Origin of the sequence: Massilibacteroides sp. (assembly GCF_028705895.1) — a bacterium.
Lineage (GTDB): Bacteria > Bacteroidota > Bacteroidia > Bacteroidales > Tannerellaceae > Massilibacteroides.
Map to the genome: position 1 here is coordinate 21,626 of NZ_JAQWCQ010000018.1, position 21,150 is coordinate 42,775.

The following is a 21,150-nucleotide window of genomic DNA, read 5'->3' on the forward strand; positions in this document are numbered from 1 at the left end:
CCCTGATTGCTGTCTGTCCTGTGAGATTTTTTTTGTTTTAACAATTTAAATAGGATGTTTATGAGAGCAATTCTTGTTTTGATTATGACTGTTCTGTTTCCTGTACTAATGATTGGACAAAGTAATTCGTTTTATGATTTTACCGTTAAAACGATTGATGGGAAAGATTTTCCATTGAGCCAATTGAAAGGAAAGAAAGTATTGGTTGTTAATGTTGCTTCAAAATGCGGGCTGACTCCCCAGTACGAAGCTTTACAGGAGCTATATACAAAATATGCGGAAAAAGGCTTGGTGGTTATCGGTTTTCCTGCAAATAATTTTAAAGGACAGGAGCCTGGAACAAATGAAGAAATACAGGCATTTTGTAGGTCGAATTACGATGTGACTTTTCCGATGATGGCGAAAATATCCGTTAAAGGAGAAGATATCGCACCATTATATAAATGGCTGACAACAAAAGAAGGGAATGGTAAAGCCGATGCTGAGGTAACCTGGAATTTTCAGAAGTTTATGATCAGTGAAAATGGCGAATGGGTAGGAAGTATATCTCCGAAAACATCCCCTTTGTCTGAAGAAATAGTCAGTTGGATTAAAGGAATAAAATAAATTAAGCTAATTATTTGGCTATTTATTAAGGTTATATAGAATAGTTTTTTTACCTTTGCGCTCCGAAAGATGTAGAATCGGTATCGATCTCTGTACTTTCACGTCTTGATATCTGTTCGTGATGCTAGTTCAGAAGAAGGATGTTCGTTTTATGGGGCGTTTAGGCGGACAAAAAGTATTTTGTCAAGTTATAACCTGGCCATAAGAGTTGATAGAATAATATAAAACTAAGATAGAGATGTCCAAAATTTGTCAGATTACCGGAAAAAAAGCAATGGTTGGCAATAACGTTTCTCACTCAAAAAGAAGAACGAAACGTAAATTCAATGTCAATCTGTTTAGAAAGAAGTTCTATTGGGTAGAACAGGATTGTTGGATTAGCCTGAATGTATCGGCTGCAGGTTTGCGTACGATTAACAAGTTAGGCGTTGAAGCTGCTATAAAAAAAGCTGCTGAAAAAGGGTATTTAAACGCTTAATTGGGAGGACTAAAAAATGGCTAAGAAAGCAAAAGGTAATAGAGTTCAGGTTATATTGGAATGTACGGAACACAAAGAAAGTGGTATGCCGGGTACTTCAAGATATATAACAACAAAGAACAGGAAAAATACAACTCAGAGATTGGAATTGAAAAAATACAATCCAATTTTGAAGAAAATGACTATTCATAAAGAAATTAAGTAATAAGGAGATTAAACAATGGCAAAAAAAGCGGTTGCGACATTTAAGAAAGGTGACGGACGTACCTATTCAAAAGTGATTAAGATGGTGAAGTCTCCAAAAACAGGAGCTTATATCTTCCAGGAAGAAATGGTGCCAAACGAAGCTGTAAAAGATTATTTCGCGAAATAATCCGGCTAAAAATATAAGAAGAAGCCCTCTTTTGCATTATGCGGAAGAGGGCTTCTTCTGTTCGGAAACTTTTGTTCTCTTTCAATAGGGTAAATGAATTTATTTCTTAATTTTGTTTTTATAAATAACTGATATAACTACAAATAATATAATCCTATGAAATTTGATGTATCAAGCACAGCATTATTGTCTCGTTTGCAATCGATAAGTAAGGTGATCGCTTCAAAAAATTCTTTGCCGATATTAGACAGCTTTTTGTTTAGTTTAGACGAGAATAAACTAACGATAACTGCTTCGGATTCTGAAACCCGGTTGGTTACTTCTGTTGATGTGATAAATGGAGAAGGGCAGGGGGTATTTGCTATCTCGGCAAAGATATTGCTTGATCCGTTGAAAGAACTTCCGGAACAGCCATTGCATTTTAATATCAATGATGAGAATATGGAAGTTTTTATCGAGTTTCAGAATGGACAGTATAATTTTATCGGTCAACGTGGTGATACGTATCCACAACAGAAACCTTTTGGGGAAAACGTAACGTCCATTCAAATGGAGTCGCAAATGTTGCTTAATGGTCTTGGACGTGCGTTGTTTGCCACGGCAGACGATGAACTTCGTCCGGTGATGAATGGTGTTTATTTCGATATTAATACAGATAACTTGACGTTTGTGGCCTCAGACGGACATAAATTAGCGAGGTTGAGAAATTATACTGTAAAATCGGAGGAAAGAGCTGCTTTTATATTACCTAAGAAGCCGGCTAATCTATTGCGTTCTGTTTTGGTAAAAGAACAAGAAAATATTTTGGTAAAATTTGACGAAAACAATGCCTATTTTACTTCTTCTAATTTTGAAATGGTATGTCGCCTGATCGAAGGGCGTTATCCTAACTACAACAGCGTAATTCCACAAGATAATCCGTTTAAGGTAGTAATTGACCGGGTGTCTTTTCTGAATGCCCTAAAAAGAGTCTCCGTCTTTTCAAGTCCCGCCAGCAGTTTAGTGAAGTTGCATCTTCTCGATAATCAGATGATTGTTTCTGCTCAGGATATAGACTTTTCTACTTCCGCAGAAGAAAAGATTGTTTGTCAATATTCAGATCAGGAATTGAAGATTGGATTTAAAGCAACTTATTTAATAGAGATACTTAGCAATATAGCTGCAGATGAAATCATCTTGGAATTAGCTGATCCAACCCGTGCCGGTACGATTGTTCCTGCGGAAAATGAAGAAAACGAAGACTTGTTGATGCTGTTGATGCCGATGATGTTAAATGACTAAATAAGAAAGAAAAGATATAATGCAATTAAATTTGAAGAATCCGTTGGTGTTTTTCGATTTGGAAACCACCGGGATTGACATAGTGAAAGACCGGATCGTTGAGATCTCTTTTATGAAAGTTTATCCCAATGGGAAAGAAGAATCAAAGACACGTCGGATTAATCCGGGTATGCCTATCCCTGCAGAATCTACAGCTATTCACGGAATTTCGGATGATGATGTAAAGGATTGCCCGACATTCAAAGAAATAGCAAAATCGCTTGCCACACAGATTGAAGGCTGTGATCTTGCTGGGTATAATTCGAATCGTTTTGATATTCCTATGTTGGCAGAAGAGTTTCTGCGTGCTGATGTAGATATCGATTTCAGTAAACGTAAGTTTATTGATGTACAGACGATATTTCACAAAATGGAACAGCGTACATTGGCGGCTGCATATAAGTTTTATTGTGATAAAACGTTAGAAAATGCGCATACAGCTGAAGCCGATACGATGGCTACGTACGAAGTGCTGAAAGCGCAATTAGATCGGTATCCGGATTTGGAAAATGATATGAGTTATCTGTCTAAGTTTTCCAGTTTTACGAATAATGTGGATTTTGCCGGTCGTATTGTCTATAATGACAAAGGAGAAGAGGTGATTAATTTTGGAAAATATAAAGGTCGTTTAGTTATAGACGTCCTTGAAACAGATCCCGGTTATTACGGCTGGATTATGAATGGAGATTTTCCATTGAATACCAAACGTGTATTAACAGAGATAAAATTGAGAGGTTTTAATTCAAAATAATAGATGAATAATTTTGAGTTTTGTAACCCCGTAAAGATTGTTTTTGGAAAAGGAACGATTAGCCGTTTGGCGGATCAGATTCCCGAAAGATCAAAAGTGATGATTCTTTATGGAGGTGGAAGTATCAAAGCAAACGGAGTATATGATCAGGTGAAGAATGCTTTGGCAGACTTTGACGTCGTGGAGTTTGGTGGAATCAGACCGAACCCTGATTACGACATTTGTATGGAAGCGGCTGATCTTGTCAAAAGAGAAGGCGTGAATTTCCTTCTGGCAGTTGGCGGTGGTTCTGTTATAGATGCAACCAAATTTATTGCAGCAGCAGTGTGCTTTAAAGGAACAGATCCTTGGGATATTTTACGAAATGGAGCTGAAATAAAAGAAGCTCTTCCCTTGGGGTGTGTGCTTACCTTAGCCGCTACAGGCTCTGAGATGAATGAACGCTTTGTAATTTCCAGACATGAGGCCAACCTTAAATTGGGATATGCTTCTCCGCTTGTTTTTCCTCGATTTGCCATACTTGATCCCGAAGTGACTTTGTCATTGCCGTTGCGACAGGTAATAAATGGTGTGGTTGATTCATTTGTTCATGTTATCGAGCAATACCTGACTTATCCGGTTAATGCCCGTGTGCAGGATGCTTTTTCCGAATCTTTAATGCGAATAATTAAGGAAGAAGGGAAAAAGGTATTAAAAAACCAGAACGATTATGATATTCGTGCAAATTTAATGTGGGCAGCCTCTAATGCTTTAAACTCATGGATTGGTCAAGGAGTTCCTCAAGACTGGTCTTCGCATCGGATCGGCTATTCTCTTACGGCATTATTCGGATTGGATCATGCTCAAACATTGGCAGTGGTATTACCCGGTGTGATGGAATATAAGAAAGAGGCAAAGAAGGAAAAAATACTTTCATTAGGCAAAAATGTATTCGACTTAATGCTTGGAATAGAAGATGATAAAATGGTTGATGATACAATCCATGCCGTAGAGGACTTCTTCCGTTCTATGGGACTGTGTACTCGTTTGTCAGAATATGGTATTAAGAAAAAAGATTTAGATATATTGGTTGAGCATGTCCGTGACATGAATTGGAAGCTTGGGGAACATGCCGATATTGATTGGCAAGCTGCTCGTGAGATACTTCGATTAAGGTTGTAGATTATAGAAGTGCAGGAAATAGATATATAATGTTGAAAGGTAAAAATATAATATTAGGTGTAACTGGAAGCATTGCTGCTTATAAAGCTGCCTATCTTATCCGAGGGCTGGTAAAAAGAGGAGCAAAAGTACAGGTCGTCATTACTCCTGCAGGAAAAGAGTTTATCACTCCGTTAACTCTCTCTACGCTGAGTGGTGCTCCGGTAATCAGTGAGTTTTTCTCGAATCGGGATGGAACATGGAATAGTCATGTGGACCTTGGTCTTTGGGCAGATGCTATGTTAATCGCTCCGGCAACGGCCGCAACAATCGGAAAGATGGCTAATGGTATTGCCGATAATATGTTGATCACCACCTATCTCTCCTGTAAAGCTCCTGTTTTCGTTGCCCCTGCAATGGATCTGGATATGTTTGCCCATCCTTCAACTCAACAAAATCTGGAACGTTTACGTGGATTCGGCAATCGTATTATAGAGCCAGCCGAAGGAGAATTGGCAAGTCATCTGACGGGTAAAGGGCGTATGGAAGAACCGGAGAATATTATACGGATACTTGAACACTTTTTTAAGGAAAAAGAAGACCTTCAAAAAAAAAAGATCGTAATAACTGCTGGCCCCACATATGAAAAGATAGATCCTGTCCGTTTTATAGGTAATTACTCTTCCGGCAAGATGGGTTTTGCTTTGGCTAAGGTTTGTGCAGAACGCGGAGCTGAAGTTATTTTGATCGCTGGGCCTGTAGCTGAACTTATTTCGCATCCGAATATAACACGTGTAGATGTTGAATCTGCCGATCAGATGTATGAAGCGGCAATGGCTACCTTTCCGGATGCAAATGCAGCTATATTGTGTGCCGCAGTTGCCGATTATAAACCGATCCATCCCAGAGAAGAGAAAATTAAGCGAGAAGTATCCGGCGAGTTGAGTTTACAGCTTACTCCGAATAAAGACATTGCAGCTTCTTTGGGAGCAATTAAAAAGGACAATCAGTTTTTAGTTGGCTTTGCATTAGAAACAAACAATGAAGAGGTACATGCAATAGATAAACTAAAACGAAAGAATTTAGATTTTATCGTATTAAATTCTCTTCGTGAAAAAGGAGCCGGATTCCGTTACGATACGAATAAAATATCAGTTATAGACAAAGACGGTGCTGTTTCCCATTATCCATTGAAGACGAAACAAGAAGTAGCATCTGATATTGTAGATAAATTGGCAACCTTATTGTTATGAAGATTTTAAAAGTTATTATTCCGATTCTCTTGTTTTGCTTTACTTCATCGTTGGCTGAAGCACAAGAACTGAATGCCAAGATCACGATTAATAGTGATAAGATACAAGGAGCAAGCAAGCAGGTTTTTACCACCTTGCAAAATGCATTGATGGAGTTTGTGAATAATAAAAAATGGACTGATGCGACTTTTGGGGTGAACGAACGGATAGATTGCACGATGAATATCATCATTAATGAAAGGCCGACAGACGATAGTTTTAAAGCCGAACTACAAATACAGGCACGTCGTCCGGTATTTAATTCATCTTACACAACGACCTTATTAAACTTCCGTGATACGCAATTAGACTTTAATTATGTTGAATTCGAACAATTAGTATATACCGAGAATACGTTGGAAAATAATTTGACGGCTGCAATTGTGTTCTACATCTATGTAATACTTGGTTTAGACTTCGATAGCTTTTCTCCCTCAGGAGGAACTGCTTTCTTTCAACAAGCAATGCAGATTGTCAACCTTGCGCAATCAGAATCTTCATGGAATGGATGGAAACCATTTGACAGTCAGAGGAACAGACATGCTTTAGCCACTGCTTTAACCGAGAGTGCTTCTGAAGGGTTTCGTTCAATGTGGTACACTTATCATCGGAAAGGGTTAGATGAGATGGCGGCCAATGCTGATAGAGGAAGAACTACAATCATCTCTTCCTTGCCTGCTTTACAAGAATTAAAAAGCAGTCGTCCTTCATCCGTTTTATTGTCAGTCTTTTCAGATGCCAAATTAGATGAATTAGTTGCAATCTATTCTAAGGCCACTATGCAGGAAAAACAAGAAGGATATAAATACCTCTCAGAAGTTTACCCGGCCGAATCTACCCGATTAGAGCCATTAAAGAAATAGCCAGAACTTATGTTGAAGTCATTGCTTATACGGAACTTTGTCTTAATAGATAATCTTGATATACAATTTGATGATAGTTTTTCTGTTATCTCCGGAGAGACGGGTGCCGGCAAATCAATTATATTAGGTGCTCTTGGTTTGGTATTAGGTCAGCGTGCCGATGGGAAAAGTATTAAAGCCGGTGCCGATAAATGTACGATCGAAGCGGTTTTCGATATCGCAAAATATGATCTTGCTTCTTTTTTTCAGGTAAATGATCTTGAGTTTGATCCTGCTGTTTGCCTTTTTCGAAGGGAGTTGTATGTTTCAGGAAAATCCCGTGCTTTTGTAAATGACTCTCCTGTGTCTCTTGCAATAATGAAAGAACTCGGTAGTTATCTGATCGATATTCATTCGCAGCATCAGAACTTACTGCTTGGAGATTCTCTTTTCCAACTACGCGTAGTAGATGTACTTGCGGATAATAAGCGAACACTACAACAATACCGTCAACATTTTACATCCTATGCTCAAATGCGAAAGTCGCTGAAAGAGATGGAAGAGAAAGCAGCGCAGGCAAAACAAGAAGAAGATTATATCCGTTTTCAGATAGAACAGTTAGATGAGGCCAACCCTCAAACGGGAGAGGTTGAAGAATTAGAAAAGGAACAAAGCTTATTGTCACATGCGGAAGAGATTAAAAGTTCTTTGTTTAGGCTCCATGAATTACTGAACGGAGAAGAATCCGGTATAGTCCGCGAGTTAAAAGACGCAATTTCGTTGACTGCTTCTTTGGAACATTTTTACCCAAAGGCAAAAGAAATGGAAGAACGCTTGCGTACAGCTTATATTGATCTTGACGATTTAGCATCTGATGCCGAAACGCAGCAGGAAGATATCGAATACAACCCCGCACGGATGGAACAGGTTAATGATCGCTTGAATTTACTCTATTCGCTTGAACAAAAACATCGTGTTTCGTCTCTGGATGAATTGATCGAACTGCATGATCGTTACCGGAACCAATTACAAGAGATTGATTCTTATGATGAACAAATAGCAGAATTAGAACAGCAGATCGCTGAGCAATATAAAATAGTCCTTTCCATTGCCGGTAAATTACATGAGGCGCGCAGAAAGTCGTCAGAACTAATGTCTCGTAAATTAGTGGATATGGTCTTTCCGTTGGGTATGCCGAATGTGCGCTTTCAGGTAGAATTGACAACGAAAAAAGAGCCGGATGCGAATGGTATGGACGACGTCCGTTTCCTTTTTTCGGCAAACAAGAGTGGAATCTTGCAACCGGTGGCTGAAACAGCGTCGGGAGGTGAAATTTCAAGATTGATGCTTTGTATTAAAGCGATGATCGCAGGCTCTACGGCACTACCTTCTATTATATTTGATGAAGTAGATACAGGCGTTTCGGGCGATATTGCAGCCAAGATGGGTGATATAATGCGTGACCTCGGGCAGAATATGCAGGTGTTGGCAATTACTCATTTGCCACAGATAGCAGCAAAAGGCGAGGTACATTATTACGTCTATAAACAAGATATGCCTGATAGCACGGTAACGATGATAAAACGTCTCGATACAGAGGAACGGGTAACAGAAGTAGCACGCATGTTAAGTGGAGCAACATTGACAGAGGCCGCAGTTGCAAATGCACGTGATCTGCTGGGATTTAAAGGGTAAAAAATAAACAATATACATGAAAGAAAACGAATTGATCTTTGGCACACGTGCCGTGATAGAAGCGGTTCAGGCCGACAAAGAGATAGATAAAATATTGGTTCGCCGCGATATAAAAAGCGAACTGTCCAAAGAGTTGTTTGCAGTGTTAAAGGGGCGGGATATTTCTGTCCAACGTGTACCGCCGGAGCGTTTGGACCGGATAACACGAAAGAATCATCAAGGAGTGATTGCGTTTATCTCATCGGTTACTTATCAGAAACTGGAAGATATTATTCCATTTCTGTATGAACAAGGAAAGAATCCTTTTATTGTTTTGTTAGACGGAGTAACGGATGTTCGTAATTTTGGAGCTATAGCCCGTACTTGTGAGTGCGCAGGCGTCGATGCAATCGTTATCCCTTCCCGGGGAAGTGTAACCGTAAATGCTGATGCAGTTAAAACCTCAGCAGGAGCGTTGCATATACTCCCCGTTTGTAAGGAGAAAAGTATAAATGAAGCAATTCGTTTTCTACAAGCAAGCGGTGTGACCGTTTTTGCTGCGACTGAAAAGGCGACAGATCTTTATACCGGAATATCCTACGATGGTCCTGTTGCTATTGTGGTTGGAGCAGAAGATACAGGAGTGTCCAATGAAAACCTGAGGATAGCAGACCATATGATTAAGATTCCTCAATTTGGAACAATTGGTTCCTTAAACGTGTCGGTCGCTTCCTCTATTCTTATCTATGAAGTTGTCCGTCAGCGAATGAATACAAACAATATATAAAACGAGAAATACAATGAAAAAAATTATTGCAACAAACAATGCGCCTGCTGCATTAGGTCCTTATAGTCAGGCTGTACAAGCCGGAAACACCCTTTTCGCTTCAGGACAATTAGGAATTGATCCGGTAACAGGCGAATTTGCCGCAACAGATGTAAAAGGCCAAACCATGCAGGTCTTTAAGAATATTCAGGCAATTTTGACTGAAGCAGGTTATAGTATGGAAAATATTGTGAAAACAACGGTTTTCCTGGCCGATATGGCTGATTTTACAGCAATGAATGAAGTTTATGCAACTCAATTTAAAGGTGCATTTCCAGCACGTTCAACAATCGCTGTTAAAACACTTCCAAAGAATGGACTTGTTGAAATAGAAATTATCGCGGTCAAGTAATATATTAATCAGGGGATTTATAAGGCCTTCTCGAATTTTTACGGGAAGGCCTTTTCTTTATCAACCGAAAATATATCTAAGCACAAAGAGAACAGACAGAATGTACAATGTGAGGGATACTTGTCTGAATTGACCGGTCAATACTTTTATTAAAGTATAACAAAGCAGACCTAAGGTAATACCTTCAGCGATTGAATACGTCAGAACCATCGTGAGTATAATTGTGAACGCAGGCATGGCTTCACTAAGATCAGTCAGTTTAATCTCCTTGATTGTCTTCATCATCATCACCCCAACCACAAATAAAGATCCGGTAGTTGCTGCACTTGGAACCAGCAGGAACAGAGGAGAGAAAAACAGAGCGAACAAGAATAAAACGCCAACTGTCAGAGCCGTCACTCCTGAACGTCCGCCTTCAGCAATACCCGCTGCACTTTCCACATACGTTGAGACTGTTGATGTTCCGCATATAGCACCGAATGTTGTGCCGACTGAGTCCGCAATCATCGCTTCTTTCATATGCGGTAAGTTTCCGTCCTTATCCAGCATCTTCGCTTGGGCTGCCGTCCCAACTAAAGTTCCTACTGTATTAAAAATATCCATAAAGATCAGAATCAAAACAATGATCATCATGTCGAAGCTGAAAAGCGGTGCAAAATCGAACTTCAAAAATGTTGGAGCCATTGATTGAGGCATAGAAATCGGCATGAAATTATCCGGAAGCAAGGTTACGCCAAACGGGATACCTATGAGTGTGCAGATTATAATACTATAAAACAATCCACCACGTACTTTATGCCATAGGAGTGTGGTGCTTAGCAGTATTCCGAATATGGCAACAAGAGCAGCCGGGGTGAATTTTCCTAATGTTACGTAAGTAGCCGGACTTGCCTCAATTATTCCTGCATTTTTTAGTCCGATAAAGGCAATAAACATACCGATACCAACCGAGATAGAATAACGAAGATTAAGCGGAATACTGTTTACAATCTTTTCACGTATATTGAAAAGAGAGATTAAAATAAAGATAATTCCTTCCAAAAATATTGCTGCTAAGGCCGCCTGCCAGGAATACCCCATACCTTGCACAAGAGTAAATGCAAAAAAAGCATTGATCCCCATACTCGGGGCAAGAGCAAATGGCAATTTGGCGATAAAGGCCAAGAGGATTGTTGCCACAGCAGAAGATAACGCCGTAGCTGTAAAGACTGAGCCCTTATCCATCGACGCCTGACTTAATATATCCGGGTTTACTGCCAGGATATAGCTCATTGTCATAAATGTAGTTAAACCTGCGATCAATTCTGTGCGCAGATTCATTGTGTTTTTATCAAATCCGAATAGTTTCTTGAGCATATCTTCAGGGATTAATCGAATGACCATTTAATTGCCAATGTAGGGATTGCGTAAAAGCCATCCACAAACGCAAAATCATTTCTTAGCTCTACCTCCGAACCGATACTGAGATTGAATTTTTCATCCACTCCCTTAATCTTATTCAGGTTTAACCAGATCTGCGGTTCTGCAAGAAATTGATAATCTCCAATAGTCGGGAGTGTCTTTTCACGCCAGAAATCAGCAAAACCACTGAAAGTACAAAGGCCTTTCTTCCCAAAATGAAGATACCAGGTTGCCGTCAACTGAAAGTTGTTTGGACTGTCATTCCTATGTATATACTTGTACATGGGAGTGAAGGTGAAACCTTTTGAAAAATCCGAACTATTATACGTATAGGTCAAACCACCCAGATAAGCATTATTGATATAAGTTCCTTTTACATTTCCTCCATTATACTCTACATGGACAGAAATAGGTGATTTCCAGAATGATAATTCACGGGCAATTTCCCAATACGCGCCTACTACACCAGCTCCGGTATAATCCATATCCACAAAAAAGAACGTACTACCCCATTTGTCCGGTTTGAACATTTCTACGGTTGTAGTAAGTTGAGGACGTGTCCCGAAATCTTTATCATAAAGCGTTTTTCCGAAATCATAATGAAACTGAACATTTTGTGCTTTTACGGAGAAACAGAGTAAAACGAGGAAAGCGAGAGCGAAAAGTTTCTTCATCTTTTTATTAATTAGAGTTTTCAAAATAAGCCGCAAATATAATTAAAAATGCTATAAAGGCATTGTTCTATCAGTTTTCAACAGGGCATATACTGAAATCGTAAAAATAAACAGAGTCTTAATAGAAAAGTAATTGAAGAATAGCGTTAAAACGTTATTTTTGTGAAAATCATATATTGTTTACTCTTAAAAATCTGAATCATGAAGAATCGAATGTGGAAGAATGTTGTTATTTTCTTTTTATTGGTTTGTGTATATCCGTTGCACGCACAGGAAAAGTATGTAGCACCTGAATTATCAGATCAGGATTCGTGGTCTATGGTTTTGATCCCCGATCCGCAGACTTACGTAAAGTTTGCCCGTAATCAGGGGATACTGAACCTGATGACTGCCTGGGTTAGTGAGAATGTTGAAAAACTGAACATTGGCTTTGTGATGTGTACCGGTGATATGGTGGAACAGAATGATTTACTAAATCCTAACGGTAAAGCAGCCAATCAGAATAGTCCGCAGCAATGGCAGGCTGTTTCGTCTGCTTTTGGTCGGTTGGACGGAGTAGTTCCATATATTGTGACTACCGGTAATCATGATTTCGGTATTCTTAGTGCCGAGAATAGAAGAACACATTTTGATGAATATTTTACGCCTAACAAGAATATTTTGAATAAAAAAATCCTTCGTGATGTAGGCCTCACAGAAGAAGGAGTGCCTACATTAAGAAATGCGACTTATGAATACATCACCCCTCAAGGAAAGAAAATCCTGATTTTGGTGCTCGAGTTTGCTCCCCGCGATGCCGCAATAGAATGGGCAAAAGGAATAGTGTCGCAAGATAAATATAAAGATCACGAAGTGATTCTGTTAACACACTCCTATATGAATTCAGACAATGAACATATTGTGAAGGAGGGATATAAGGTGGCTGATGCAAATTATGGAGCAGCTATCTGGGAAAAATTAGTGAAACCATCTACCAATATCCGTATGGTATTTGCCGGTCATATCGGTGCTCCCGATAACGAACAGAAACACATTGCTTTTCGTACGGATACGAATGCAGCCGGAAAAAAAGTGCAACAAATGGTTTTTAATGCACAAGCCTTAGGAGGCGGTTGGCATGGCAATGGAGGTGATGGATGGTTACGTATCCTGGAGTTTCTTCCAGATGGAAAGACGGTTAAGGTGAAGACTTTTTCTCCACTTTTTGCAATTTCGCCCTCAACTCAAAATTTAGCATGGCGCAAGGCTGCCTATGATGAATTTACATTTACATTAGATTAAGAGCCTGTTTAAATTTTTATAGGATATTTCTTGAGGGCTTGTTTCGGTCTTATTTCGATTTCTTTTTTGCTTATCTGCATCTCCGCATTCAATCACATAGCCCGCTATGCTCATTCATGCGGATATACAACTAAACAAAAAATAAATCGAAATAAGCCACGAATAAAAATTTAAACAGGCTCTAAATATATACGAATTTACCCCTTCAAACGGGCTTGATTTTCCTCCTTCAAAAATTCCTCCGGGAGCATACGCATTGTATTGTTATTGCCCTAAAACGGACAGACTGTTCGTTTTCGAACAACCTTTTAACTTGTATTTGATAGATTATCAGCTTGTTAATTTCATGGCATGGCTTTTGCTTTTTAGCTGTGGAATTAAACTATGCTGATAATGAAAATTGTATATAGCTGTATTTTATCTCTATTGTCAATGAGTGTTTGTCTCAAGGCTGAAGATCAGACAATCAGTTTAACGCTTAAAGAAGCGATTCACTTAGCGCAAAGGCAGTCCGTTGATGCGGCTGTTGTGCTTAATGAATTGAAAACTGCCTATTGGGAATATCGGACGCACCAGGCAGACCAACTTCCTGAGGTGAGTTTTACCGGTACTCTTCCTGCTTATAGCAAACAATACAACAAATATTTGCAAAGTGATGGGAGTTATACGTATCTGAAAACGAATAGTCTTGGTCTTTCGGGAGAAGTTTCTGTTGTTCAGAATATCGCATTGACCGGAGGAACGATTTCACTTAATACGTCTATGGATTTTACCCGTCAATTGGGAGGAAGTAAACAAAATGAATTTATGAGTGTGCCGATTGGGATTACGTTGAATCAGCCGATTTTTGGTGTTAACAACCAGAAGTGGAAAAGACGTATCGAACCGGTGCGTTATCAGGAGGCTAAAGCGGCCTATATCGAAAGTGTGGAGACTGTAACTATTAAGACGATCTCTTACTTTTTTGATTTATTAGGTGCAGTGGAAGATAAACGGATTGCAGAACAAAATTATCAGAATGCCGTAAAACTTCACGATATTGCGATTGCCCGTCGGAAAATCGGTCATATATCGGAGAGTGAATTGATGCAGCTTAATCTTACGGCTTTACAGGCTAAAGCGGATTTAACAGAGGCTCAGTCGGCTTTGAATGCTTCCCTTTTTCAATTGCGCGCATTTTTGGGATTAAGCGAAAATGATGTGATAAATCCGGTGTTGCCTGACTCGGTGACTGATTTACATATGGATTATCAAATTGTTCTGACCAAGGCTCAGGAGAATAATTCATTCGCCCGTAACATTCTGCGTCGTCAGTTGGAGGCAGATTATGCTGTCGCTACGGCAAAAGGAAATAGACGGAACATAAACTTGTTTGCTTCTGTAGGATATACCGGAAAAGACCGTATGTTTAGGAACGCATACAATCATCTTAGTGAGAATCAGATCGTAGAAGTCGGGGTGACGATTCCGATATTAGACTGGGGTAAACGTAAAGGGAAAGTGAAGGTTGCCGAATCTAATCGTGATGTTGTTTTGTCGCGAACGAAACAAGAGCAGATGAAGTTTAATCAGGATATTTTCTTGTTGGTGGAGAATTTTAATAATCAGGCGGCTCAATTGGAAATAGCAGAAGAAGCCGACCGGATTGCACAGCAACGTTATGATATGGCAGTTGAGACTTTTATGATCGGTAAGATCAATATTCTCGATCTGAATGATGCCCGTAATTCGAAAGATGATGCTCGCAGGCAACATATTCTGCAATTGCATTTGTTTTGGAACTATTATTATAATGTACGTAGTGTGACGCTTTATGACTTTATGAACCAAACGACATTGGATGCCGATATTGAAGAGATTGTGAGACATTGACGTTTCTTAGCAAAAAAAACAGTACGTTTGAATTAAAATTGACGGATTTATGATATTGATAATTGATGACGATTCGGTAGTACGTTCATCTCTGACGTTTCTTTTAAAACGGGCTGGATATGAACCTGAAGCCGTATCCGGGCCTAAAGAAGCGCTTGTTGTGGTTCGTCAAATGGAACCGGAACTTATTCTTATGGATATGAATTTTACGCTTACTACTACCGGTGAGGAAGGAATTCAACTACTACGTCAGATGAAAATACTTTGTCCCGAAGTTCCTGTTATTCTAATGACGGCATGGGGATCTATCTCTCTCGCTGTTCAGGGTATGCAATCCGGAGCTTTTGATTTTGTGACAAAGCCATGGAATAATCTGGCTCTTCTTAATTCTATCAAAACAGCTTTAGAGCTGAATAGACAGAAGAAAAAGAATTACGAACCATTCAGCAGAAAAGAAGCGGATAAACAAGACTTCTTTGAAAATATTATTGGGAAAAGCAATGCGTTGATGGAGATACTAAGTACCGTTTCGCGTATTGCGCCTACCAACGCTTCCGTATTGATAACCGGTGAAAGCGGAACCGGTAAAGAATTGATTGCAGAAGCGATACATGCCAACAGTCCGCGCAAAAAGGCTGGTTTTGTTAAAGTCAATCTTGGCGGTGTGTCGCAAAGCCTTTTTGAGAGCGAAATGTTCGGACACCGTAAAGGAGCTTTTACAGATGCTTATATCGACAGGACAGGTCGTTTTGAATTGGCGGATAAGGGCACGATCTTTCTGGATGAAATAGGCGACCTGGAACTATCTTGTCAGGTGAAATTATTGCGTGTCTTGCAAGATCAGACATTCGAAGTCTTAGGAGATAGCCGTCCGCGTAAGGTAGATGTCCGGGTAGTCAGTGCAACTAACCGCAATTTATCCGAGATGGTTGCCGCCCGTTCGTTTCGTGAAGATTTGTTTTATCGTATAAACCTGATCACCTTACATCTTCCTCCGCTTAGGGAAAGACGGGAAGATATCCCTTTACTTGCCCGTTATTTCGCAGATAAACAATCGGATGTTAATCGTTTGCCGAAAACGGAATTTACCTCAGAGGCTTTGACTTTTCTCCAGCGTCTTCCTTTTTCGGGGAATGTCCGTGAACTGAAAAACTTAGTGGAACGTACCGTGCTTATTTCGGGAAAGTCGCTTTTGGATGTGTCTGATCTGGAAAAAGAAACGAATGCTTTGCCGGAACAAGTTGCCATGTCAACTTCGTTTTCGGGACTTACATTAGACGAATTGGAGAAGCAACGCATACTTCATGCTTTAGAATCCACAAACAGTAACCTCTCTCATGCTGCCGCAGCTCTTGGCATAAGTCGTGCCGCTCTTTACAGACGACTGGAAAAGTATAATATCAGTACGGATACAAAACGCTGAAGATGAAAGTTAAGGGATTATTCTGGATATTATCTGTTTTGCTGTTGCTTACACTGGCAATTCTCTCCTGGTTCGTTTTTAAAGATTCTTCCCGGTTACTCTTTTTTATTGTAGAAGGCCTTATTTTGATAACCTTAATTTACCTTTTCCAATTTTACCAACGGATTGTCAAGCCTTTGCATACGATCGGCAGTGGAATGGAATTGCTGAAAGAACAAGATTTTAGTTCCCGCCTCAGCCGGGTAGGGCAGACAGAAGCAGACCGCATTGTGGATGTGTTCAACAAAATGATGGAACAGCTAAAAGAAGAACGTCTTCGCTTACGGGAACAAAATCATTTTTTGGATCTGATGATAAACGCTTCTCCGATGGGTGTTGTAATTCTTGATCTGGATCGTAAGTTGCAATCAGTCAACCCCTCTGCTTGTAAAATATTAGGAATTAAGTCTGCAGAAGAAGTCGAAGGAAAGAGCCTGCTGGAGACAGAATTGCCAATCGCCAAAGAATTAGCCGATATCCCCTTGTCTTATTCCAAGACATTGCGACTAAATGATGCGAATATTTATAAATGCACCCATTCCTCTTTTGTGGACAGAGGTTTTCAACACCCTTTTTATTTGATAGAAACATTGACGCGCGAAGTTTTTGTTGCCGAACGCAAAGCCTATGAAAAGGTCATCCGTATGATTGCTCACGAAGTAAACAATACAACAGCAGGAATAATATCGACTTTGGATACAATTGTGGATACTTTCGATGATAGTTCAGATATGGCTGAAATAAAAGACGTGCTTAATGTCTCCGTAGATCGTTGTTACAGCATGAGTCGTTTCATTACGACGTTTGCCGATGTAGTGCGGATTCCGGAACCTGAATTTGGTGAAGTCGATTTAAATAACCTTCTGGTAAGCTGTACGCGTTTTATGGAACGCAGTTGTCTGGAGAAAAATATTCGTATCATTTCGGAACTAAATGAAAATCAGTTGAAAGTAAAGATAGATACGACACTCTTTGAACAGGTTTTGCTCAATATTATCAAAAATGCAGCAGAATCAATAGAAGAAAACGGAACGATCTATATCCGCACAGCCACTAATCCTTTATCTATAGAGATTGCAGATACAGGCAAAGGTATTACGAAAGAAGTCGAATCAAAACTATTCAGTCCGTTTTTCTCTACCAAACCAAATGGACAAGGAATCGGACTAATCTTTATTCGTGAGGTGTTATTAAAACATGGCTGTACTTTTTCACTTCACACCTATGCGGACGGACTTACCCGCTTCCGTATTCTTCTTGAATAGTATTCCTGATGTTTTTATAAAAACCTTCTTCTTTTATTTTAAGAATGCAAATATTGTGGATCAGTCCGAAACCCCGGTTGTTATTACACTTGGATTATGTCGTTTTTTAATGGGATTACCTCGATAGGTTAAAACAAATCGTGGACAGCAAATATAAAAAAGCGAAAAAACAAAATAATAGCGAAATTTGTCATTTTCAGACAAATTGTCGTCGGCTTCAATAGCGTTGTTTTAACGCGCTTTATTAAATAAAATGAGAATATATGTACCCGAAAAACAAACACCGAAAAACCACACTTAAAACATACGATACGGCATGCCCGTTTTTTTAAATTATCAAAATTGAACAAAAAAAGGCAATGGATAAAATCGCCCTATTCTTTTTGGAAAAAGATTCTATTCTTTTTTTGAATATAAAGGATATTTTTCAGAAAATAACCTTTATATTTTCGGTAAAAAACGGGCTATTTTAGTCTAAATGCAATATTTATTGGTCTAAAACGATGCTATAAATCAAAAAACAAGGATGGACATTTTTTTACGCGTAAGTAAAAGGCTGGAAAAAGTATCTATTTGTCAAAATAAAACACAAAAAATCAAAACTATTCGATTGGCTTTAATGTATTGTAGATCAATAATATGAACGGGATTTATTTTGTTGGAAGCCTCTGCTCAGCGTAGTCTCTAAAATGCCAGTTTGCAGTATAGACGTATCACGATGGATGATTACCATAACAACCGGATATTTTGCCTGATCCAATATTGTTTGGTTTTGTAGGAAATAACTCAATGTTGTATCTGATTTTAGGGCATATTTCCGTTTTTTTACAAGGCGTTGGGGATATTAGAAATAAATAGCTATTTTTGTATTTCTATTAATAAGGTTAGAACAAGAAAACAACAAAAATGGCTGCAACAAAACGAATTAGACGAGCTCTTATATCTGTTTTTCATAAAGAAGGGCTTGATGAAATATTAAAGAAATTACACGAAGAAGGCGTTAGTTTAATTTCAACAGGAGGTACGAGAACTTTTATTCAATCTTTAGGATTGCCTTGTGATGCAGTAGAGGATCTGACCGGTTATCCTTCCATACTTGGCGGACGGGTAAAAACACTTCATCCGAATGTGTTCGGAGGTATTCTGGCACGCCGGGAAAATGAAACTGACCAAAGTCAACTTGCCGAATATAATATCCCTGAGATCGATTTAGTGATTGTCGATCTTTATCCGTTTGAAGAGACTGTTGCTTCAGGCGCAGAAGAACAAGCAATTATTGAAAAAATAGATATAGGCGGAATCTCATTGATCCGTGCAGCAGCGAAAAATTTCAAAGATGTTGTGATCGTAGCTTCTAAAGATCAATATTCCCCGCTTTACCAACTTCTTGAGGAAAAAGGGGCAGAGACTACAATTGTGGATCGTAAATGGTTTGCAAAAGAGGCTTTTGCTGTTTCTTCAGGATATGATACCGCTATTTTTAATTATTTTGACGAAAGAGATGGTTCTGTATTCCGCGTGGCGGTAAATGAAAAGAAACATTTACGTTATGGTGAAAATCCGCATCAGAATGCAGATTTCTATGGTAAGTTTGAGGCGATGTTTGATCAGATACATGGCAAGGAGATATCTTACAATAATTTGTTGGATATTGATGCTGCTATAGGTTTGATAGATGAGTTTGAAGAAACGACATTTGCTATACTCAAGCATAATAATGCCTGTGGAATAGCTTCTCGTCCTGCCATACTTGATGCATGGAAAGATGCGCTGGCCGGTGATCCGGTGTCGGCTTTCGGAGGAATATTAGTTTCCAATGCTATTATCAACAAAGAAGTGGCCGAGGAAATTAACAAAATATTTTTTGAAGTAATCATTGCTCCGGATTATGATACGGATGCTCTGGATGTACTGATGCAAAAGAAAAATCGTATTATTCTGATACGTAAACAATCAAAAACCTGTCCTGTTCAGTTCCGTTCTTTATTGAACGGAGTGTTGGTTCAACAAAAGGATTTAAGTATTCAGACGGCTGCTGATCTGGAGCCGATCACGAATAAAAAACCCGATGCAAGAGAGATTGAAGATTTGTTGTTTGCTAACAAATTGGTAAAGCATAGTAAATCCAATGCAATAACATTAGTAAAGAATAAACAACTTTGTGCAAGTGGAATCGGACAGACTTCACGTGTGGATGCCTTAAAACAGGCTATTGAAAAAGCCAAATCTTTTGAATTTGACTTGAATGGTGCAGTTATGGCTTCGGATGCCTTTTTCCCTTTCCCTGATTGTGTGGAAATTGCATCAAAAGAGGGTATTACGGCGGTTGTTCAGCCCGGAGGGTCAGTGAATGACGCTCTGTCTGTTGATTATTGTAATAATCACGGAGTGGCGATGGTCAAGACAGGAGTACGCCATTTTAAACATTAATTAGAAAAGTAAGAAACAATGGGATTATTCTCTTTTACGCAAGAGATTGCGATGGATCTCGGAACTGCCAACACTATAATTATTGCCAATGGAAAAATTGTAGTTGATGAGCCTTCCGTTGTCGCTTTAGACAGAAGAACTGATAAGGTTCTGGCCGTGGGCGAAAAGGCGCGACAGATGCACGGCAAGACGCATGAAAATATAAAAACGATACGTCCGCTAAGAGATGGTGTTATAGCCAACTTCTTTGCTGCAGAACAGATGATACGAGGAATGATCAAGATGATCAATCCCCGTGGACGTTGGTTTTCTCCTTCACTCAAGATTGTTGTTTGTATTCCATCCGGAAGTACGGAAGTGGAACTTCGTGCTGTTCGCGATTCTGCAGAACATGCCGGTGGGCGTGAGGTGTATATGATCTATGAGCCAATGGCTGCGGCAATCGGGATTGGAATAGATGTTGAGGCGCCCGAAGGAAATATGATTGTTGATATAGGTGGTGGTACAACTGAAATTGCCGTTATCTCACTTGGCGGTATTGTTTCGAACAAATCAATCCGTATTGCCGGTGATGATCTGACTTCGGATATTATGGAATATATGCGCAGACAACATAACGTGAAAGTGGGTGAACGAACGGCAGAGTTGATTAAGATCAATGTTGGATCAGCACTGACGTCGTTGGAAAATCCGCCGGAAGATTATATTGTACACGGACCTAACCAAATGACTGCCTTACCTATGGAAGTGCCTGTTTCTTATCAGGAAATAGCTCACTGTCTTGAAAAGTCTTTTTCTAAGATGGAGGCTGCTATTTTAAGTGCATTGGAACAGACCCCTCCTGAGTTATATGCCGATATTGTACGCAATGGAATCTATCTGGCAGGAGGTGGTGCTTTGATGAGAGGTTTGGATAAACGCTTAACTGACAAGATTAATATCAAATTTCATATTGCGGAAGATCCACTTCATGCAGTGGCAAAGGGAACAGGTATTGCATTGAAGAATATAGATAAGTTTAATTTCCTTATTCGATAACCGGATATAAATTGACTGTGGAGTAGTGTGGTACTATTCTGTCGATTGTCGGTTGTTGACAGTTTGAAAATAG

Annotated in this window: 21 protein-coding genes; 18 read left to right on the forward strand and 3 right to left on the reverse strand. The window is 39.4% G+C overall.

Going from position 1 to position 21,150, the window contains the following annotated elements; genetic code table 11:
- Positions 1-60: 60 nt before the first annotated feature.
- The 12 genes from PHT93_RS06425 to PHT93_RS06480 all read left to right on the forward strand — a co-directional run bounded on the left by PHT93_RS06425 (position 61) and on the right by PHT93_RS06480 (position 9,654).
- Positions 61-606 carry a glutathione peroxidase gene (locus tag PHT93_RS06425; protein WP_300240852.1) on the forward strand — a complete coding sequence of 182 codons (546 nt, stop codon included), beginning with the start codon at positions 61-63 and terminating at the stop codon, positions 604-606.
- 238 nt (positions 607-844) lie between these two features.
- The gene (gene rpmB / locus PHT93_RS06430; protein ID WP_300240854.1) at positions 845-1,084 is read left to right on the forward strand and encodes a 50S ribosomal protein L28; all 240 of its coding nucleotides are present in this window, start codon (positions 845-847) and stop codon (positions 1,082-1,084) included.
- 16 nt (positions 1,085-1,100) lie between these two features.
- The gene (gene rpmG, locus PHT93_RS06435; protein WP_300240856.1) at positions 1,101-1,289 is read left to right on the forward strand and encodes a 50S ribosomal protein L33; all 189 of its coding nucleotides are present in this window, start codon (positions 1,101-1,103) and stop codon (positions 1,287-1,289) included.
- 15 nt (positions 1,290-1,304) lie between these two features.
- A complete protein-coding gene (locus tag PHT93_RS06440) occupies positions 1,305-1,457 on the forward strand; it encodes a DUF4295 domain-containing protein (RefSeq protein ID WP_085535058.1) in 153 nt (50 codons plus the stop codon).
- A gap of 156 nt (positions 1,458-1,613) precedes the next feature.
- A complete protein-coding gene (gene dnaN, locus PHT93_RS06445) occupies positions 1,614-2,738 on the forward strand; it encodes a DNA polymerase III subunit beta (protein ID WP_300240859.1) in 1,125 nt (374 codons plus the stop codon).
- 19 nt (positions 2,739-2,757) lie between these two features.
- Positions 2,758-3,528, forward strand: a complete 771-nt coding sequence (locus PHT93_RS06450; RefSeq protein ID WP_300240861.1) for an exonuclease domain-containing protein — start codon at positions 2,758-2,760, stop codon at positions 3,526-3,528.
- A 3-nt stretch (positions 3,529-3,531) separates the two neighbouring features.
- Positions 3,532-4,689, forward strand: a complete 1,158-nt coding sequence (locus PHT93_RS06455; RefSeq protein WP_300240863.1) for an iron-containing alcohol dehydrogenase — start codon at positions 3,532-3,534, stop codon at positions 4,687-4,689.
- 29 nt (positions 4,690-4,718) lie between these two features.
- Entirely contained in the window at positions 4,719-5,921 is a 1,203-nt protein-coding gene (coaBC, locus tag PHT93_RS06460) for a bifunctional phosphopantothenoylcysteine decarboxylase/phosphopantothenate--cysteine ligase CoaBC (RefSeq protein WP_300240865.1), read from the forward strand.
- Positions 5,918-6,823 carry a DUF4835 family protein gene (locus tag PHT93_RS06465; protein WP_300240867.1) on the forward strand — a complete coding sequence of 302 codons (906 nt, stop codon included), beginning with the start codon at positions 5,918-5,920 and terminating at the stop codon, positions 6,821-6,823. The genes coaBC and PHT93_RS06465 overlap by 4 nt, the downstream gene beginning before the upstream one ends.
- A 9-nt stretch (positions 6,824-6,832) precedes the next feature.
- Complete coding sequence (recN, locus tag PHT93_RS06470; RefSeq protein WP_300240869.1) at positions 6,833-8,497, forward strand: DNA repair protein RecN; 1,665 nt, start codon at positions 6,833-6,835, stop codon at positions 8,495-8,497.
- 16 nt (positions 8,498-8,513) lie between these two features.
- A complete protein-coding gene (gene rlmB / locus PHT93_RS06475) occupies positions 8,514-9,263 on the forward strand; it encodes a 23S rRNA (guanosine(2251)-2'-O)-methyltransferase RlmB (RefSeq protein ID WP_300240870.1) in 750 nt (249 codons plus the stop codon).
- A 13-nt stretch (positions 9,264-9,276) separates the two neighbouring features.
- Complete coding sequence (locus tag PHT93_RS06480) at positions 9,277-9,654, forward strand: RidA family protein (protein ID WP_300240873.1); 378 nt, start codon at positions 9,277-9,279, stop codon at positions 9,652-9,654.
- Between the two features lie 60 nt (positions 9,655-9,714).
- Here PHT93_RS06480 and PHT93_RS06485 read toward each other — a convergent pair whose 3' ends face one another.
- Together PHT93_RS06485 and PHT93_RS06490 are read right to left on the reverse strand one after the other, a co-directional pair.
- Positions 9,715-11,010 (reverse strand): NCS2 family permease, encoded by a 1,296-nt coding sequence (locus PHT93_RS06485; protein ID WP_300240940.1) that lies wholly within the window; start codon positions 11,008-11,010, stop codon positions 9,715-9,717.
- A gap of 11 nt (positions 11,011-11,021) precedes the next feature.
- Positions 11,022-11,729 carry a DUF5020 family protein gene (locus PHT93_RS06490; protein WP_300240876.1) on the reverse strand — a complete coding sequence of 236 codons (708 nt, stop codon included), beginning with the start codon at positions 11,727-11,729 and terminating at the stop codon, positions 11,022-11,024.
- 201 nt (positions 11,730-11,930) lie between these two features.
- Between PHT93_RS06490 and PHT93_RS06495 the strand changes: the two genes are divergently transcribed.
- From PHT93_RS06495 to PHT93_RS06510, 4 genes are all read left to right on the forward strand, one after another.
- Positions 11,931-13,010 (forward strand): metallophosphoesterase, encoded by a 1,080-nt coding sequence (locus tag PHT93_RS06495; protein ID WP_300240879.1) that lies wholly within the window; start codon positions 11,931-11,933, stop codon positions 13,008-13,010.
- A gap of 393 nt (positions 13,011-13,403) precedes the next feature.
- Positions 13,404-14,882 (forward strand): TolC family protein, encoded by a 1,479-nt coding sequence (locus PHT93_RS06500; RefSeq protein WP_300240881.1) that lies wholly within the window; start codon positions 13,404-13,406, stop codon positions 14,880-14,882.
- A gap of 49 nt (positions 14,883-14,931) precedes the next feature.
- On the forward strand, positions 14,932-16,305 hold the full coding sequence (locus PHT93_RS06505) for a sigma-54 dependent transcriptional regulator (protein ID WP_300240884.1): 1,374 nt from the start codon (positions 14,932-14,934) through the stop codon (positions 16,303-16,305).
- A 2-nt stretch (positions 16,306-16,307) separates the two neighbouring features.
- A complete protein-coding gene (locus tag PHT93_RS06510; RefSeq protein WP_300240886.1) occupies positions 16,308-17,609 on the forward strand; it encodes an ATP-binding protein in 1,302 nt (433 codons plus the stop codon).
- 631 nt (positions 17,610-18,240) lie between these two features.
- On the opposite strand, the gene PHT93_RS06515 is transcribed toward PHT93_RS06510, so the two are convergent.
- Positions 18,241-18,399 (reverse strand): hypothetical protein, encoded by a 159-nt coding sequence (locus PHT93_RS06515; RefSeq protein WP_300240888.1) that lies wholly within the window; start codon positions 18,397-18,399, stop codon positions 18,241-18,243.
- A 116-nt stretch (positions 18,400-18,515) separates the two neighbouring features.
- Here PHT93_RS06515 and purH point away from each other — a divergent pair, with 116 nt between their 5' ends.
- Together purH and PHT93_RS06525 are read left to right on the forward strand one after the other, a co-directional pair.
- The gene (gene purH, locus PHT93_RS06520) at positions 18,516-20,039 is read left to right on the forward strand and encodes a bifunctional phosphoribosylaminoimidazolecarboxamide formyltransferase/IMP cyclohydrolase (RefSeq protein ID WP_300240891.1); all 1,524 of its coding nucleotides are present in this window, start codon (positions 18,516-18,518) and stop codon (positions 20,037-20,039) included.
- Positions 20,040-20,057: 18 nt separating this feature from the next.
- Entirely contained in the window at positions 20,058-21,077 is a 1,020-nt protein-coding gene (locus tag PHT93_RS06525) for a rod shape-determining protein (RefSeq protein WP_300240893.1), read from the forward strand.
- Positions 21,078-21,150 lie beyond the last annotated feature (73 nt).